At 69.8% G+C, this 16,485-nt stretch carries 14 protein-coding genes and 2 tRNA genes; 3 read left to right on the forward strand and 13 right to left on the reverse strand.

All coding sequences use genetic code 11. The annotated features are described in order from the left end of the window. Positions 1-22: 22 nt before the first annotated feature. From QNO21_RS13065 to serS, 9 genes are all read right to left on the reverse strand, one after another. Positions 23-190, reverse strand: coding sequence for a KOW domain-containing RNA-binding protein (locus tag QNO21_RS13065; protein ID WP_257518257.1), 168 nt, complete (start codon positions 188-190; stop codon positions 23-25). Positions 191-225: 35 nt separating this feature from the next. Then, positions 226-1,068 (reverse strand): alpha/beta fold hydrolase, encoded by an 843-nt coding sequence (locus QNO21_RS13070; protein ID WP_257518258.1) that lies wholly within the window; start codon positions 1,066-1,068, stop codon positions 226-228. 173 nt (positions 1,069-1,241) lie between these two features. Next, complete coding sequence (locus QNO21_RS13075) at positions 1,242-2,003, reverse strand: SDR family NAD(P)-dependent oxidoreductase (RefSeq protein WP_257518259.1); 762 nt, start codon at positions 2,001-2,003, stop codon at positions 1,242-1,244. Positions 2,004-2,333: 330 nt separating this feature from the next. Next, positions 2,334-2,425: transfer RNA gene (locus QNO21_RS13080), tRNA-Ser, on the reverse strand. A 71-nt stretch (positions 2,426-2,496) separates the two neighbouring features. Continuing rightward, positions 2,497-3,783 (reverse strand): LCP family protein, encoded by a 1,287-nt coding sequence (locus QNO21_RS13085; RefSeq protein ID WP_257518260.1) that lies wholly within the window; start codon positions 3,781-3,783, stop codon positions 2,497-2,499. After that, positions 3,780-5,078, reverse strand: a complete 1,299-nt coding sequence (locus QNO21_RS13090) for an LCP family protein (protein WP_257518261.1) — start codon at positions 5,076-5,078, stop codon at positions 3,780-3,782. Before QNO21_RS13090 ends, QNO21_RS13085 begins: the two co-directional genes overlap by 4 nt. A 49-nt stretch (positions 5,079-5,127) precedes the next feature. Further along, a tRNA-Ser gene (locus QNO21_RS13095) sits at positions 5,128-5,215 on the reverse strand. Positions 5,216-5,348: 133 nt separating this feature from the next. Next, complete coding sequence (locus QNO21_RS13100; protein WP_257518262.1) at positions 5,349-6,257, reverse strand: HAD family hydrolase; 909 nt, start codon at positions 6,255-6,257, stop codon at positions 5,349-5,351. After that, a complete protein-coding gene (gene serS, locus QNO21_RS13105; RefSeq protein ID WP_257518263.1) occupies positions 6,254-7,519 on the reverse strand; it encodes a serine--tRNA ligase in 1,266 nt (421 codons plus the stop codon). Before serS ends, QNO21_RS13100 begins: the two co-directional genes overlap by 4 nt. Positions 7,520-7,569: 50 nt before the next feature. On the opposite strand from serS, the gene QNO21_RS13110 reads away from it, so the two are divergent. Both QNO21_RS13110 and QNO21_RS13115 read left to right on the forward strand, forming a co-directional pair. After that, positions 7,570-8,607 carry a diacylglycerol/lipid kinase family protein gene (locus tag QNO21_RS13110; RefSeq protein ID WP_257518264.1) on the forward strand — a complete coding sequence of 346 codons (1,038 nt, stop codon included), beginning with the start codon at positions 7,570-7,572 and terminating at the stop codon, positions 8,605-8,607. Between the two features lie 31 nt (positions 8,608-8,638). After that, positions 8,639-9,976 carry a cryptochrome/photolyase family protein gene (locus QNO21_RS13115; RefSeq protein ID WP_257518265.1) on the forward strand — a complete coding sequence of 446 codons (1,338 nt, stop codon included), beginning with the start codon at positions 8,639-8,641 and terminating at the stop codon, positions 9,974-9,976. Positions 9,977-10,025: 49 nt separating this feature from the next. Here QNO21_RS13115 and QNO21_RS13120 read toward each other — a convergent pair whose 3' ends face one another. Genes QNO21_RS13120 through QNO21_RS13135 form a run of 4 tightly spaced genes read right to left on the reverse strand, consistent with a single transcriptional unit; the run spans position 10,026 to position 15,272 of the window. After that, positions 10,026-11,357, reverse strand: a complete 1,332-nt coding sequence (locus tag QNO21_RS13120; RefSeq protein WP_257518266.1) for an ABC transporter substrate-binding protein — start codon at positions 11,355-11,357, stop codon at positions 10,026-10,028. 59 nt (positions 11,358-11,416) lie between these two features. Next, complete coding sequence (locus tag QNO21_RS13125) at positions 11,417-12,322, reverse strand: carbohydrate ABC transporter permease (RefSeq protein ID WP_257518267.1); 906 nt, start codon at positions 12,320-12,322, stop codon at positions 11,417-11,419. Continuing rightward, the gene (locus QNO21_RS13130; RefSeq protein ID WP_257518268.1) at positions 12,319-13,257 is read right to left on the reverse strand and encodes a carbohydrate ABC transporter permease; all 939 of its coding nucleotides are present in this window, start codon (positions 13,255-13,257) and stop codon (positions 12,319-12,321) included. Before QNO21_RS13130 ends, QNO21_RS13125 begins: the two co-directional genes overlap by 4 nt. Beyond that, positions 13,254-15,272, reverse strand: a complete 2,019-nt coding sequence (locus QNO21_RS13135; protein ID WP_257518269.1) for a beta-galactosidase — start codon at positions 15,270-15,272, stop codon at positions 13,254-13,256. The genes QNO21_RS13130 and QNO21_RS13135 overlap by 4 nt, the downstream gene beginning before the upstream one ends. A 144-nt stretch (positions 15,273-15,416) precedes the next feature. On the opposite strand from QNO21_RS13135, the gene QNO21_RS13140 reads away from it, so the two are divergent. Further along, complete coding sequence (locus QNO21_RS13140; protein WP_257518270.1) at positions 15,417-16,433, forward strand: LacI family DNA-binding transcriptional regulator; 1,017 nt, start codon at positions 15,417-15,419, stop codon at positions 16,431-16,433. Positions 16,434-16,485 lie beyond the last annotated feature (52 nt).

Here is a 16,485-nt window from a genome sequence, read left to right on the forward strand (position 1 = left end):
CGCAAGCCGCTGGGGTCCGCCGTCACGCGTACCGCCTCAGCTCGTCCGCCGTGAAGTAGTTCTGCGTCTGCGGAGAGATCAGCACCAGATACCTCTCGCGCTTGTGGTCGATCCATATGACGGTTCCGACGTTGCCCGTCATCCTGGATCCCGTGGCCTGGACGGTGTCACCGACCTTGAAGTCCTGCATGTGCTTCTCCCTCAGACCTCTCGAAGCCACCGACGTCACTTCGCGAGCAAGGAGGTCAGCGCGCGATTGACCTCGTCGGCGTGCGTCCAGAGCAGTCCGTGCGGGGCGCCCTCGATCTCGACATATTCGGCAGCCGGGACTGCTGGGTGGAAGCGGCGGGCGGTCGCGTCGATCGGGAGGATGTTGTCCTTGGTGCCGTGCAGGATGAGCGTGGGCTTCTCCGCCGCTCGTACGGCCTCGACATCGCCGCGGAAGTCCTCGATCCAGGACGAGACGACCGCGTAGGCGGCGACGGGTGCGCTGCCCGCCGCGACGTTCCAGCTGCCGGCCACCGCCTGCTCGCTGATGCGGGATCCGAGGTTCTCGTCGAGGTTGTAGAAGTTCTTGTAGAAGTCGGTGAACCAGGCGAAGCGGTCGCCCTTGGCAGCGGCCTCGATACCGTCGAACACCCCCTGAGGAACGCCTTCGGGGTTGTCGTCGCGCTGCACGAGGAAGGGCTGGAGGGAAGCGAGGAAAGCGAGCTTCGCGACGCGGTCGTGCCCGTAGCGACCCACGTAGCGGGCGAGCTCGCCGGTGCCCATCGAGAATCCGACCAGCACGACATCCTGCAGCTCGAGAGTCTCGAGCACGGTGTTGAGGTCGGCCGCGAAGGTGTCGTAGTCGTAGCCCTCGTTCACCTTGGATGACTGGCCGAAACCCCGGCGATCATAGGTGATGACCCGGTATCCCTGGGCGAGCAGTTCCCGGGTCTGACGCTCCCAGCTGTGCCCGTCGAGCGGGTACCCGTGGATGAGGACGACGGGCTGGCCGGCCCCCTGGTCTTCGTAGTACAGCTCGATCGGAGCGCTGTTCTCGTTTCCGACGGTGATGTAGCCCATGATGCGGGTCCTTTCGATTACGGGACGGCACAGTGCCGCCACCAGTCGCAAGCGAACACCGTGTTGCCAGAACCGGGTCAACTGCCCCGGGCGAGGGCGGGGACGCAGCCATCGCCGGCATCGCGCAGTTGAAGAACGAAGGCCGCGCAGATCAGCGGGATGGACCAGCGCTCCTACGGACGAAGATACGACGCACCGTTGGCGTCGAGGATCGCGCCCGATGACCACGCTGCCTCGGGCGAAGCGAGCCAGAAGACCGCCTCGGCGATCTCCTCCGGGGTGCCGACCCGGCCGAAGGGACTCTGCGCTCTGAGCGCGTCGCCCTCGGCTCCGTCGAGCTTCGCCAGCTGGCGCGGCGTGGCCACGAAACCCGGCGCGACCGATGTCACGGAGATCCCCTGCGGAGCGAGGGCGACCGCGAGCGACTGCCCGAGGGCATGAAGACCGGCCTTGCTTGCCGCGTACGCCGGGAACTCAGGTTCGCCGCGGAACGCGCCGCGCGACCCGACGTTGACGATGGCGCCGGGCGAGGAGCGACCGATGAGGTGATTCGCGAACGCCCACGCCAGGTTCGCGGCCCCCAGAAGGTTGACGTTCACCATCTGCTGGAAAGCGGCATTCCACTGTGCGTAGGGCGTTTCGCCGATCACGTGACGGTTGGAGGGTCCCGGAGCCACGGCGGCATTGCAGACGAGGACGTCGAGCGGGCCGACGGCCTCGATCGCGGCGGCGACGATGTTCAGCCCGCCGTCAGGCACGCCGACGTCACCGGTGATGACCGCATGGCCGGTGCCCTCGAGGGAACGAAGAGTCTCCTCAGCCCCGGCGCGGTTCGTGGCATAGTGCACTGCCACGCGATCGCCGGCGTCGGCGAACCGTCGCGCCACGGCGGCGCCGATGCCGCCGGAGGCTCCGGTGATGAGGACCGTCCTCATGGCGCGTCCCTTCCGACTCGTGTCGACGACCGAAAACCGGTGATCCGCATCCGGCAAGCTCGCCCGCAGTCCGAACGCACGATCCGAGGCTACTCGACCGGCTTCGAGCTGGCGCGTGCGCCGAAACGAGGAGATCTGCCGGCATGCGGGCGCTTCTCGCGCAGGCATCCGCATTCCGGCAGATCACCGCAGCCCGGCGACGCAGGGCGATCGGGCTGAGGCCGGAATCAGTGCAGATCCTCGGTCGCGGAGCGCTTTCCCTCGAGGATGTCGGTGAAGATCCGAGACGAAGCGATGGCCCGCGTCTCAGAGGGATCTCGGACCATCAAGTGGCGGAGACGGAGGGATTTGAACCCTCGGTCCCCATAAGGGGACTCCACCTTAGCAGGGTGGTGCACTAGGCCTGACTATGCGACGTCTCCAGGCATCCGACGACAGGCGACGGACGCGCTCAGCCATCATAACCCGCTCGCGCACCCCGCGATGAACACGCTCAGCCGCGAACGTTGCCGACCGAACAGGTCTCCTGCGCTGCGGTGGAGCCGGTGATCGACTCGGGCAGCACGACGACGCCCTCGGCGGGCGGGGTCGGGTCGGCCGGCGTCTCCCCCGCACCGGGGTCCGCGCCGTCGGCAGGCGGGGCGGCATCGCCCGCGGGCGGCTCGACCACGACGACCGCATCGTTCTTGCCCGCCTCGCCGCTCAGCTGCAGCGGCTGGTTCGCTCGCAGCGCCTCCCACATGAGGTCGGCGGCGGCGTGGTTGGGGACGACCTTGTTGGGGTCGTACGGATCGGTGAGGGTCGGGTACTGCAGAAAGGCGATGTCCTCGAACGCGATGTCCTTGGCGGCGAGGGCGATCTGCACCATCCGCATCGGGTTGGTCAGCGATTCGCTGGGGGTCACGTTCTTGACAGCGGTGCCCGCCAAGGCCCCCAGGGTCCCCATATCGGTGAGCACCTCCTCGCTGACGAGCTTGTTCACGAGCCTCGACATGTACTGCTGCTGGTTGCTGATGCGACCGAGGTCGGAGCCGTCGCCCACGCCGTGCCGCGTGCGCAGGAACTGCAGGGCGTCGTAGCCCGAGACGGTGCGCATGCCCGCCGGCCAGTCGATGCCGGTGTGCGGGTCGCGGATGCCGCCGGCGATGCAGACCTCCACGCCGCCGATCGCGTCGGTGATGTTGATGACGTTGCCGAAGCTCACCTTCGCGGCGTACGGCACACTCATTCCGCTGAGGTCGGACAGCGTGTTCACGACGCAGCCGAGGCCGCCGTAGGAGTACGCCGAGTTCAGCGGCTGCTTGCTCATCGCCGAGGTCTGGCGACCGTCCTCGCCCGTGCACGACGGGATGGGCACCATCAGATCACGCGGAAACGAGACGACCGTGACCCTGCGCGGGGCATCGGAGATGTGCAGCAGCATGTTGACGTCGTTGAGCTGACCGCCGGCGTCGGCACCCTTGCAACGGTCTCCGAACCGCTCGGCGATCTCCTCCTCGCACTCATCGGTGCCGGTCACCACCATCGTGATCGGGCCCTCGAGAGGTCCCAGGCTGGGCGGCTGCCCCGGGGCGTCGTCGAGGGCGACGGAGTTCTCGGCGAGGTCCGCGACGAGGCCGACGGCGGCATAGCCCGCGACCGTGCTGCCAGAGACCGCGACGACCGCCGCGATCACGCCGATCACGGTCAGCAGCTGCGTCAACGGGTGGGGTTGCTTCAGCACGCCGTGGCGGGCGACGGGTAGCCGTCGACCGCGGGTCGGGAGGCCGCGCCCAGTCATCCCCCCACGTTACCGTTCGAGCAGGTCTCCTGCGCCGCGGTCTGCCCCGGGATCGATGAGGGGAGCGTCACGCCGGGCGCGGCGGTCTCGCCGGGCGTCGCGGCGTCGCTCGGGGCCCCGGGGTCGACCGGCGCGGCATCCGAGCCCTCCGGATCCAGCACGACGACACCGTCACCCTGGCTGGCCTCGCCGCTCAGCGTGATCGGCTGGTTCGCCTCGAGCGCCGCCCACAGCGCTGCGGCGGCATCCTCGTCGGGGGCGACGCGGTTGGGGTCGTACGGGTCTTCCACGACGGGGTACTGCACGAAGACGATCTCCTCGAACGGCACGTTCTTCACCGCGAGGGCGATCTGCACGAGGGTCACCGGGTTGGTGAGGCTCTTGCTCGGGGTGACGTTCTCGACCGCAGTGGATGCCAGTGAGTACAGCGTCGCCGGGTTCGAGAGCACCTCGTCGCTGACGAGCTTGCGCGCCAGGCGCGACATGTACTGCTGCTGGTTCGAGATGCGGCCGAGGTCGCCCCCGTTGCCCACCCCGTGCCGGGTGCGCAGGAACTGGAGCGCCTCCAATCCCGAGATCGTGCGGTTGCCCGCCTCCCAGTCGATGCCGGTGTGGTGGTCGCGGATGCCGTTGGCGATGCAGACCTCCACCCCGCCGATCGCGTTGGTGATCTCGATCACCCCACCCCAGGTCACCTTGGCGGCGAACGGGATGTCCAGGCCGGTCAGCTCCGAGATCGCCGCGGCCACGCATGCCAGGCCGTTGTCGCCGCCGTTGGTGTACGCCGAGTTGAGGGGCTGCCTGCTCGAAGCCGGCGTCTGGGTGCCGTCGGAGTGCGTGCAGGAGGGAATGGGGACCATCAGGTCGCGGGGGAATGAGACCACGGTCACGCGGCGGGGCGCCTCGGAGATGTGCACGAGCATGTTGACGTCGTTCAGCTCGCCTGCGGCATCCTCCCCCATGCAGCGATCCCCGAAATACGCCGCATACTCGGGCTCGCAGGCATCGGTGCCCGCCAGCAGCAGGTTGACGCCGCCCTCGATCGCGCCGATGTCCGGCGGCACGGGACTCTGACCCTCGAGGTCGACCGACCCGTCGGCGAAGTTCGAGGCGAGGTCGTAGGCCGTGTAGGCCGCCACGCTCACGCCCGACACCAACACCACCGCCAGCGCCACCGCGAGGACCTTCATCAGCTGCGCGAAGGGACCGGGCGTGCGCTGTACGCCGTGGCGGGCCAGCGGGCGCCGACCGGATGAGGGCGCGCTCGCGCCGCTCGGGTCGGATGTGGCGATCACGGACGTCTCCTCGGGTGGGGCGGGCCGTGCTCGCCACACCCGAGCGCCGTGGCGGAGGGTGTGGGATTCGAACCCACGGGACATTTCTGCCCACTGGTTTTCAAGACCAGGTCCATCGGCCGCTCGGACAACCCTCCCGGCGGACGCCCTAGGGCATCCGTCGACAGGCCCCGAGTCTAGTCGACGGCACTGGGGTCCATTCTCGCCGGGGCGGCTGGACAGCCGCTGTACGGCGCCCGAAGCCCGCGGTCGGCACTCCGCCCCGCGCGGTCAGAGCGCGCGGAGGATCTCGGCGACGCCGCCGGCCTCGACCGAGCCCGTGGTCTCACCCGCTACCGAGCGCACCTCGTCCACGCCCTGGGCCATCGCCACGGCGCGGCCACCGTTGCGCCGCGCCCACCGGAACATGCCGATGTCGTTGCGACCGTCGCCGATGACGATCACATGCGCCGGGTCGACCCCGAGCCAGTCGCAGACGAGGGCGAGGGCGCTGGACTTGTCGACGCCGCGCGGTGCGATGTCGAGCCATGCCGTCCAGCCCACGGCGTACGACACCTCGTTGAGGCCGATGCGGGCGACGAGGTCGACGAAGTCCTGCTCGGTCTCGTCGGGCGAGACCACGACGACGCGCGATGCGCGCTGAGCGGCGAGCTCCTCGAACGGGACCTGCGTGGCCCCCTGCAGGTTCCAGTCATCGAGGTGCTCGGTATACAGGCGACTGCCGTCGGGCAGCTCCACCATGTACCGCGCCTCCGGCAGGTGCTCGCGCAGCAGCGTCAGCACCTCGGTGGGGTCGAACGTCTCGGTGTGGAACCGCTCGTAGCGCACCTCGTCGGCCTCGACGCGCTTCATGATCACGGCGCCGTTGGAGCAGACGATGTACTCGGGGGCGATCTCGAGCACGCGCAGGATGCCGCGGGTGCTCTCCCAGCTGCGTCCGGTCGCCAGCATCACCTCGTGGCCGGCACGGTGCGCATGGGCGACGGCCTCGACGATGCCGGGGCTGAGGGTCTCGTCCTGCAGGAGGATCGTGCCGTCGATGTCGAGCACGATGAGCAGCCGCTCGGTGGGGACGCGGGGGTTCTCGGCATCCTCGGCGATGTCCTCGACGAGCTCAGCGGCGTCGGCCTGGTCGGTGACCTCGATGCTGCCGGTGGAGGGAAGGTGCGCCTGGTTCATGCGACCGGCTCCAGGACCTCGAGCCCTCCCAGGAAGGGGCGCAGCACCTCGGGAACCCACACCGAGCCGTCGGCGCGCTGGTGGGTCTCGAGCAGCGCGACGATCCAGCGGGTGGTGGCGAGCGTGCCGTTGAGCGTGGCGACGTGCGACGTCTTGCCGCCGTCGGGCCGGTACCGGATGTCGAGCCGCCGCGCCTGGTAGGTCGTGCAGTTGCTCGTGCTGGTGAGCTCACGGTAGGCGCCCTGCGTCGGGACCCAGGCCTCGATGTCGTACTTGCGCGCCGCAGACGAGCCGAGGTCACCGGCCGCCACGTCGATCACGCGGTAGCTGAGACCGAGGTCCTGCAGCATCTGCTCCTGCAGCGCGACGAGGCGCTCGTGCTCCGCCTGTGCGTCGTCGGGCGTCGTGTAGACGAACATCTCGAGCTTGTTGAACTGGTGCACGCGAATGATGCCGCGGGTGTCCTTGCCATACGACCCCGCTTCGCTGCGGTAGCAGGTGGACCACCCTGCGTAGCGCTTGGGTCCCCGGGACAGGTCGATGATCTCGTCCATGTGATAACCGGCGAGGGGCACCTCGCTGGTGCCGACGAGATACAGGTCCTCGTCGGCCAGGTGGTAGACCTCGTCGGCGTGCTGGCCGAGGAAGCCGGTGCCGCGCATGACCTCGGGGCGCACGAGGGTGGGCGGGATCATCGGGGTGAAGCCCGCCTGCAGCGCGCGGTCCAGCCCCAAGTTCATCAGAGCGAGCTCGAGGCGGGCGCCGATCCCGGTGAGGAAGTAGAAGCGGGCGCCGGACACCTTGGTGCCGCGCTCCATGTCGATCGCACCGAGCTTCTCCCCCAGGGCGAGATGGTCGAGCGGCTCGAAGTCGAATGACGGCTGCTCGCCGTGCGTGCGCAGCGTGACGAAGTCCTCCTCGCCGCCCGCGGGAACGCCGTCCAGGACGATGTTCTCCAGCTTCGCGAAGGCGGCGTCGGCGGCAGCTTCGGTCTCGGCGACCTGCCGCTGGGCGACCTTGACCTTCTCGCTCAGCTCCTTGGCCTCGGCCACGAGCGCGGCCTTCTCCTCTTTGGGGGCCTGTGCGACGCGCTTGCCGTGCGCGTTCTGCGCCGCACGCAGCTCTTCGAACGCGGTGATCGCCGCGCGACGGTCGCGGTCGGCTGCGACGGCGTCGTCGACCGTCTGAGCCGACTCACCGCGAGCCAGCTGCGAGCGCGTGACCAGGTCAGGCCGGTCGCGGAGAAGAGCGGGATCGATCATCCGTCAATCCTCGCACAGGCGCCGCCAACGGGTCCCGCTATCGTGAGGGCATGACCACGCCCGCCGCTCCGCGTGCCGCCCTGGTCTACAACCCCATCAAGGTCGACTCCACAGCGCTCGTCGCGAGCGTGCGGCGACTGTCGGGCGAGGCCGGGTGGGACGAGCCGCTGCTGTTCGCCACGACCGTCGACGACCTCGGCGACACCGCGACGCGCGAGGCACTGGACCGGGGCGTCGACGCCGTGCTCGTCGCGGGCGGCGACGGCACCGTGCGCGCAGTCGCCGGGGCCGTGAGCGGCTCGGGCGTCCCGCTCACGATCGTGCCGAGCGGCACGGGCAACCTGCTGGCCCGCAACCTGCGGCTGCCGCTGGGCAACCCCGAGACGATGATCGCCGCCACCTTCTCAGGCGAGCGGCACCCGATCGACATCGGGTTCGCCACGTTGCGGCGCCCGGGTGGCGAGGTCGACGAGCACGCCTTCGTCGTGATGGGCGGCATGGGGCTGGATGCCGCGATGATCGCCAACACGAGCCCTCAGCTGAAGCGCAGCGTGGGATGGGTCGCATACGTCGAGGGCGCTGCCCGCTCGCTCGTCGGCGCGCAGCCGTTCCATGTCGTCTTCCAGGTGCAGGGACGCCGCATGCACTCGGCGCGCGTGCACAGCGTGCTGTTCGCCAACTGCGGCTCGCTCCCGGCCGGTCTCGAGCTCATCCCCGAGGCCTCGGTGTCCGACGGGCTGCTGGATGTGGTCGTCTTCCAGCCGAAGGGCCCGTTCGGCTGGCTGTTCGTCTGGCGTCGCGTCGCCTGGGACAACAGCGTGCTGCGCCGCTTCCGGGCCGGGCGCAGCGTGCTGGCGCTGCGCACCGAGGACTCCGCCGTGCGGTACGCGCGGGGACCCGCGCTGGATGTCGCCCCGGCCAGCCCTCAGCCGGTGCAGTTGGACGGCGACGAGTTCGGCGAGGCGGTGCACGTGCACACCCGCGTCGAACCCGGCGCGCTCGTGGTGTCCGTGCCGGTGGGGCACGTACTGGCCCCCGCAGGCCGGTCGGCGCGGCGGGTCGGCGCGGCGGTGCTGTCAACCCCGTGACGGCGCGGGATGCGTCGATCAGCATGACCGTATGGGCGCCCCCTCGATCGTGTGGTTCCGCGATGACCTGCGGCTGACCGACAACCCTGCGCTGCGAGCGGCGGTCGACCGGGCGGAGCCCGTCATCGGCCTGTACGTGCTCGACGAGCACTCCCCCGGCTTCCGCCCGCTCGGCGGCGCGGCCAGATGGTGGCTGCACCATTCGCTCACCTCGCTGGGCGAACGGCTGCGCGAGCGGGGCGGCGCGCTGCTGCTCCGCCGGGGCGCCGCGGCCGGGGTCGTGCGCGAGACGGTGGCCGAGCTCGGCGCCGGCGCCGTCTTCTGGAACCGCCGATACGGGGGCGCGGCCCGGCAGGTCGACGCGGACCTGAAAGCGTCCCTGCGCGCCGACGGCGTGGAGGTGGCATCCTTCGCCGCATCGCTGCTGCACGAGCCCTGGACGGTCACGACCGGCGGCGGCACACCCTTCTCGGTGTTCTCCCCGTTCTGGCGGGCGTGCCTGTCGCTCCCGGCGCCGCGCCCTCCCCTGCCCGAGCCGCAGACCGTGGATGCGCCGGCGCGGGTGCCGGCATCCGACGCCCTCGACGACTGGTCGCTGCTGCCGACGCGTCCGGACTGGGCGGAAGGTCTGCGCGAGACGTGGATGCCGGGGGAACCGGCGGCCCGCGCCCGCCTGCGGGAGTTCCTCGCCGAGGATCTCGGCCGCCACGACCAGGCTCGCGACTCTCCGGCCGCGGGGGCGACGTCGCGGCTGTCGCCGCGCCTTCGCTGGGGCGAGATCAGCCCGTTCACGGTGTGGCACGAGGCGGCGGGCACCGAGGGTGCCGGCCGGTTCCTCTCGGAGCTCGGGTGGCGGGAGTTCGCCTGGCACACGCTGTATCGCTTCCCCGATCTGGCGACGAAGAACCTTCGCGCGGAGTTCGACGCCTTCCCCTGGCCGCCGCTGGATCCGTCGCATCTCGATGCCTGGCAGCGGGGGCGAACCGGCATCCCTCTCGTCGACGCGGGGATGGCGGAGCTGTGGCGAACCGGATACATGCACAACCGGGTGCGCATGGTGACGGCGTCGTTCCTCGTGAAGAACCTGCTCATCGACTGGCGGCGGGGCGAGGAGTGGTTCTGGGACACCCTGGTCGATGCCGACGAGGCGAACAACCCGTTCAACTGGCAGTGGGTCGCCGGCTCCGGGGCGGACGCTGCGCCCTACTTCCGCATCTTCAACCCCGAGCTGCAGCGCGACAAGTTCGACCCCGACGGGGTCTACACGCGGAGGTGGGCGCCCGGCGCCGAGACCCGCGAGCCGCTGGTGGACCTGCGGCTGTCGCGCCAGGCGGCGCTGGACGCGTACGAGGCCGTGAAACGCGCGTGACCCCGCGCGCACGAAGCGCACGGGGTCACGGCGGCTCACGCCGCGGTCATCATTCCGCGACGGGGATGCCCTGAGCCTCGAGCGTCGAGATGGTCGAGGCCTGCGCCTTCTCGAGCGCCTCGAGCAGGGTGCCCTGACCGGTCACGGCCCGCTGGAAGCCGTCGGAGACGTCGGCGTAGGTCTGCGTCATGGTCGGCCCCCACACGAAGTCGGGGTTCACCTGCTCGGCCGCCTCTGCGAACACGTCGTAGATCTTCTGCCCGCCGTAGAACTCCACGCCCTCCTGCAGCGACGGCAGCGACAGCCCCTCGGTCGTAGCCGGGTAGATGTTCGCCGACGTGTTCAGCGCCGTCAGCGCCTCTTCCGAGGTGTTCAGCCACAGGGCGAACTTCGTCGCCTCGTAGAGGTGGTCGGTGCCCTTGAACACCGCGATCGACGAGCCGCCCCAGTTGCCCGAGCTCTGCCCACCGGCCTCCCACTGCGGGGCGGGCGCGACCGACCACTTGCCGGCCGTGTCGGGCGCGCCGCTCGAGATGGAGTTGGCACCCCAGACCGCGGAGTTCCATCCCCACACGGCGCCGGAGTTGTAGGCGTTGTTCCACTCCTCGGTCCACGCCGGGTAGGTCGACACGAGATCCTCGTCGAGCAGCTCCTGCCAGTAGTCGGCGACCTGCGTCGACGCGTCTCCGGTGAGGTCGACCGTCCAGGCGTCGCCGTCGTTGGTGAACCAGTCGCCGTTGGCCTGCCACACGAAGCCCGCGAACTGGTTGATGTCACCGGTGGAGAAGTTGGTGATGTAGCCGCCGGCCTCGCGCACCTTCACCGCGGCCTCCTTGAACTCCTCCCACGTGGTCGGAACCTCGATGCCGTTCTGCTCGAACAGATCGGAGCGATAGAACAGCGCCATCGGCCCGGAGTCCTGCGGAATGCCGAAGACGCCGTCTGACGTGCCCAGCGTCACCTGGCCCCAGGTCCACGGGATGAAGTCAGCCTCGGCGGCGACGACTTCCTCGCACGCGGCGAGGTTCTCGAGGCCGTCCTGCACGCGGAAGCTCGACAGCGCGTCGTACTCGATCTGACCGAGGTCGGGGGCGTTGCCCGCCTCGAGCTGGCTGAAGAAGCTCTTGTACGTGCCGGAGTTGCCGTTGGGACCGGTCTGCACCGCGACCTGGATGTCGGAGTTCTCCTCGTTCCACATGTCGACGACGTCTTCGATGCCCGGGATCCACGACGTGAACTCCAGCGTGACGTCACCCTCCGACGGCGCGCAGGCCGCGGCATCCGTGCCGCTGTCGGTGGTGCCTCCCGCGGAGCATCCGGCCAGCGCGATCGCGCTGAGCAGTGCGACGCCGGTGGCGACTGCCCTCTTGTTGTGCTGCATGATCTTCCTTACTCGGTGGTGGTGTTACAGGGAACCGGCGGGCCGCAGCCCTCCGGAGGTCATTTGACCGAGCCGCTGCCCAGTCCGTTGCGCCAGAACCGCTGGAGCAGCAGGAAAGCGACGATGAGCGGCACGATCGACAGGAACGAGCCGGTGAGCACGTAGGTGCGCAGTTCGGGGATCTGATTGAGCTGGGTGTTCCAGGAGTAGAGCCCGTACGTGATCGGGAACAGCTCCGCGCTGCGCAGCATGATCAGCGGCAGGAAGAAGTTGTTCCAGATCGACACGAATTGGAACAGGAACACCGTCACCAGCGCCGGGGTCATCAGTCGCACCGACACGGTGAAGAACGTGCGCACCTCGCCGGCCCCGTCGATGCGCCCGGCCTCGATGAGCTCGTCGGGCACCGACGATGCGGCGTAGATGCGGCTCAGATAGACGCCGAACGGACTGACGATGCTCGGCAGCAGCACCGCCCAGTAGGTGTTCGTCAGGTTCACCTGGCTGAACAGCAGGAACAGCGGCAGCGCGAGCGCGGTCGCCGGCACCAGCACGCCGCCGAGCACCACGTTGAAGAACAGCTCCCGCCCCGGGAACCGGTACTTCGCCAGCGCGTAGCCGCACATCGCCGCGAACACGGTCGCCAGCAGCGCGCCGACGACGGCGTAGCCGATGCTGTTGAGCAGCCAGCGGAAGTAGATCCCGTCGCCGTAGGAGATGAGGTCCCCGACGTTGGTGAAGAAGTTCCACTCCGCGAACCAGAGGGCGGGGGTGGTGAGCAGGTCGCCGCGGTCCTTGGTGGATGCGATGAACAGCCACCAGATGGGCACCACGAAGTAGAGGGTGAACACCCCCATCACGAGCAGCGCCGCACCGCGGGAGAAGATGCTCTCGCGCGCACCCCGCGAACGGGCGGGGGCGAGATCGTCCGCGGTGGCCCCGCGGGTACGGGTGAGCATGCTCATTGCGCGGCCTTCCGCTGGGTGGACTTGAGGAACGTGAACGACAGGGCGAACGTCGCCAGCGCGAGCACAACCGAGAACGCCGCCGCCAGCTGGGTGTTGGGGACGGAGCTGGTGGCGTAGATGAGCATGTTCGGGGTGAACCCGGACGAGACCGCCGAGCTGAACGAGCGGAACACCTGCGGCTCTGCCAGCAGCTGCAGCGTGCCGATGATGGAGAAGACCGCCGTGAGCACGATCGCCGGGGCGACCATCGGGATCTTGATCGACCACGCGATGCGGATCTGCCCGGCACCGTCCAGGCGCGCCGCCTCGTACACCTCGGACGGGATCGCCAGCAGGGCCGAGTAGATGATGAGCATGTTGTAGCCGACGAACACCCACGTCACCACGTTCGCGATCGACCACAGCACCATCTCCGGCGAGAGGAAGTCGATGGCGCGCGTCACATCCGTGAACGGCGACAGGTTCGGGGAGTAGAGGAAGCCCCACATGATCGCGGCGATGACACCGGGGACCGCGTAGGGGGCGAAGAAGGCGAGGCGGAAGAACCGCTTGCCCTTCAGCGCGGGCGAATCCAGCAGCAGCGCGAACAGCAGCGCCAGCCCGAGCATGATCGGCACCTGCACGACGCCGAACAGCAGCACGCGGCCGACCGACTCCCAGAAGGGGCCGTTCTGGAACACCAGCGCATACTGCGTCAGCCCGCCGAATACCTCCTGCGGCGCCCCGTAGGTGCCCTCGCGCTGGACCACCTGGAGCGACTTCCACACCGCGTAGCCGATGGGGATCAGATAGAACAGCAGGAACAGCACCCCGAACGGGCCGGTGAAGATCGCGATCGCGCCCTTGTGCTGCACCTTGCGGCGCTCGCCGCGACGCGGCCGGGAGCGGCGTGCGGCGTCGGGGGCGCGAGTGATGGCTTCTGTGGCGGTCATGCTGCCGCCTCCTCTCTGACGATGCGCACCGCACCGCCGGGAACGTCGACGCGACCGCGCACCGGGTCGCCCGTGATGAGCTCGACGCCGTCGGCCTCGACGCTCGCGGCATCCGTCGCGTGGTTGACGATGAACAGATACGAGGCCTGGGGTCCCCGGCGGCGCACCAGCTCCAGCTGGGCGAGGTCGCCGTGCACGTGCGCGGGCGGGCGCACGCCCGTGTCGGCGGCGAGACGGGCGATGAGATCCTGGTAGGCGGCCTCGTCGGGCAGCGTCGCCAGATACCAGGCGGCGCCGTCGCCCCAGGCGTTGCGGGTGAGCGCGGGGTGCCCGGCGGCGGGCCCGTCGGCGAAGGATGCCACCACCTCTGCCGTGTCGGCTTGTCCCCGCTCGCTCCACAGCCGTGCCGTCGTGCCGTCGGTGAGATGCACGACGGCGTCGGCGGCGACAGGAGCGAACTCCTCGATGCGCACGCCCAGCGCCTCACGGAACGGTCCGCTGTAGCCACCCGTCCACACCCGGTCCTCGGCGTCGACGATGCCGCTGTTGAACGTGACCAGCGCAGTGCCGCCCGCGGCCACCCAGTCGGTGATCGCGGCGGCCTCGTCGGCACGCACGAGGTGCAGTCCGGGCACGATGACCAGCCGGTACCCCGACAGGTCGGCCCCCGGCCGCACGACGTCGACGGTGAGGCCGAGGGAATGGGCCGCCCCGTATGCGGCGTGCACCTGATCGAGGTAGCCGAGCGACTGGCTGGGCCGGGACTCGGTCTGGGTCGCCCACCACGCCTCCCACGAGAACACCACGGCGACATCGGCGACCACGCGGGATCCGGCGACCTCGGAGAGGCGCTCGACGATCCCGCCCAGCTCGGTCACCTCGCGCCACAGCGCCGAGTCGGTGCCCGCGTGCGGCAACATCGCGGAGTGGAACTTCTCGCTGCCCTGCACCGAGGCGCGCCACTGGAAGAAGCACACTCCGTCGGCGCCGCGGGCGACGTGGGTGAGCGAATTGCGGATGATCTGGCCGGGCGCCTTCGGGGTGTTCAGCGGCTGCCAGTTGACCGCGCCGGTGGAGTGTTCCATCAGCAGCCACGGCGCCCCTTCGCCGAGGCCCCGCGAGAGGTCTGCGGCGAAGGCGAGCTCCGAGACCGGGTCGGCCAGCCGTCCGTCGAGGTAGTGGTCGTTCGCGATCACGTCCATGTCGGCGGCCCACGACCAGTAGTCCATGTTCTCGATGTGAGCCGTGACCATGAAGTTCGTGGTGACGGGCCGGTCGCTGAGGGCCCGGATGACATCGGCCTCGGCCCGGTACAGCCCGCGCAGCTCGTCGGAGCTGAACCGGTGGAAATCGAGCATCTGCGACGGGTTGCCCGTCGAGAGGGTCGTGCGCGGCGGCAGGATCTCTTCCCAGTCGCGGTAGCTCTGGCTCCAGAAGGCGGTGCCCCACGCGGTGTTGAGCGCGTCGAGCGTGGCGTAGCGCTCGCGCAGCCAGCGGCGGAAGGCACCGGCGCTCACGTCGCAGTAGCACAGCGCGTTGTGGCATCCCAGCTCGTTCGACACGTGCCACAGCGCCACCGCGGGGTGGTTGCCGTAGCGGCGCGCGACCTCGGTCGCCAGGCGCACGGCGGCCTCGCGGAAGACGGGGGAGCTCGGGCAGAACGCCTGCCGGCCGCCCGGGTACCGCCGCGTGCCGTCCGCGGCCATCGGCAGCATTTCGGGGTGGCTGCGGGTGAGCCAGGCCGGCGGCGACGCCGTGCCGGTGCCGAGGTTGATGCGGATGCCCGCGGCGTGCAGCCGCGCGACGATGTCGTCGAGGCGGGTGAAGTCGTACTCCCCCGCACGCGGCTCGATGTGCGACCAGCCGAAGATATTGATGGCGACGAGGTCGACCTTCGCCTCGGCCATGAGGGCGATGTCCTCGTCCCAGACGTCGGGCGTCCACTGCTCGGGGTTGTAATCGCAGCCGAACGCGATGCCGTCGTGCGCGAAGGGTCGGCGGGCGGGGGGCGTCATTGTCTCCTCGGATCTGTGAACGTGCACAGCCCGATGCGACTTTTCTCCGCATTGAGAACCTGTGAACGTGAACACATTATGAGCGGCACCCAGCCCTGTCAACACGTGCACTGCGGGGTGTGCGCGTGCACATACGATGTGAGCGTGGATGCGACGGGGCGACGACGCCGGGCGACGGTCAAGGATGTGGCACTCGAGGCGGGGGTGTCCCGCGGCACGGTCAGCCGCGTGCTCAACGGCCAGCCCTACGTCTCCACCGAAGCGCGCGCCGCGATCGACGCCGCGATCGCGAAGGTGGGCTTCGTGCCGAATCGGGCCGCGCGCAGCCTGGTGATGCAGAGCTCCCAGGCGATCGGGCTCATCGTGCACGAGCCGCATTCGCAGTTCGTGGAGGACCCAAACATCGGGTCGATCCTGCTGGGAGCCAACGCCGCCCTGTCGGAGGCCGACTACCAGATGGCCTGCCTCATCGCCGACACCCCGCGCGACGTGGAGCGCCTGTCGCACTACCTCGGCGCCGGCCTCATCGACGGCGTCATCATCGTCTCGGCCCGCGTGGGAGACCCGATCACGCGTGCGGTGGCGCAATTGCAGCTGCCGGCGGCGTTCGTGGGGCACCCGCGCGACATCGGCGATGCCGCCTACGTCGCGATCGACAACCGGGCCGCTGCCCGCGAGATCACCACCCGGCTGAGGGGGACCGGTCGTCGTCGCATCGGAATGATCGCCGCCGCGCTGGACCGGGACTCCGGTTCCGATCGCCTGGCCGGATTCGTCGACGCGCTCGGCGCCCGCTTCGATCCGCAGCTGGTGCAGAGCGTGCCGCTGTACTCGTTCTCGTGCGGACAGGACGGCATGCGGGCGCTGCTGGAGCGGCATCCCGACATCGACGGCGTCTTCGCCTCGAGCGACGCCGTGGCCGCCGGGGCGCTGGACGTGCTGCACGCCGCGGGGCGCACGGTGCCGGGCGATGTGGGTGTCGTCGGCTTCGACGACAGCTCATGGGCGCTGCGGTGCGACCCGCCGCTGTCGACCGTGCACCAGCCCGCCACCGAGCTCGGCCGCGCCGCCGCCGAGGCCGTGCTGCGCCAGCTCCGCGGCGAGGGCAGCGGCGGCCGGCAGCTGCTGGAATGCCCGATCGTCTGGCGCGACTCGGCGTAGCCGTCAGGGCTGTTGACACCGCCCCGCACGCCTGCCACCCTCTGTGTACGTT

Source organism: Microbacterium sp. zg-Y818, from assembly GCF_030246905.1.
Taxonomy (GTDB): Bacteria; Actinomycetota; Actinomycetes; order Actinomycetales; family Microbacteriaceae; genus Microbacterium.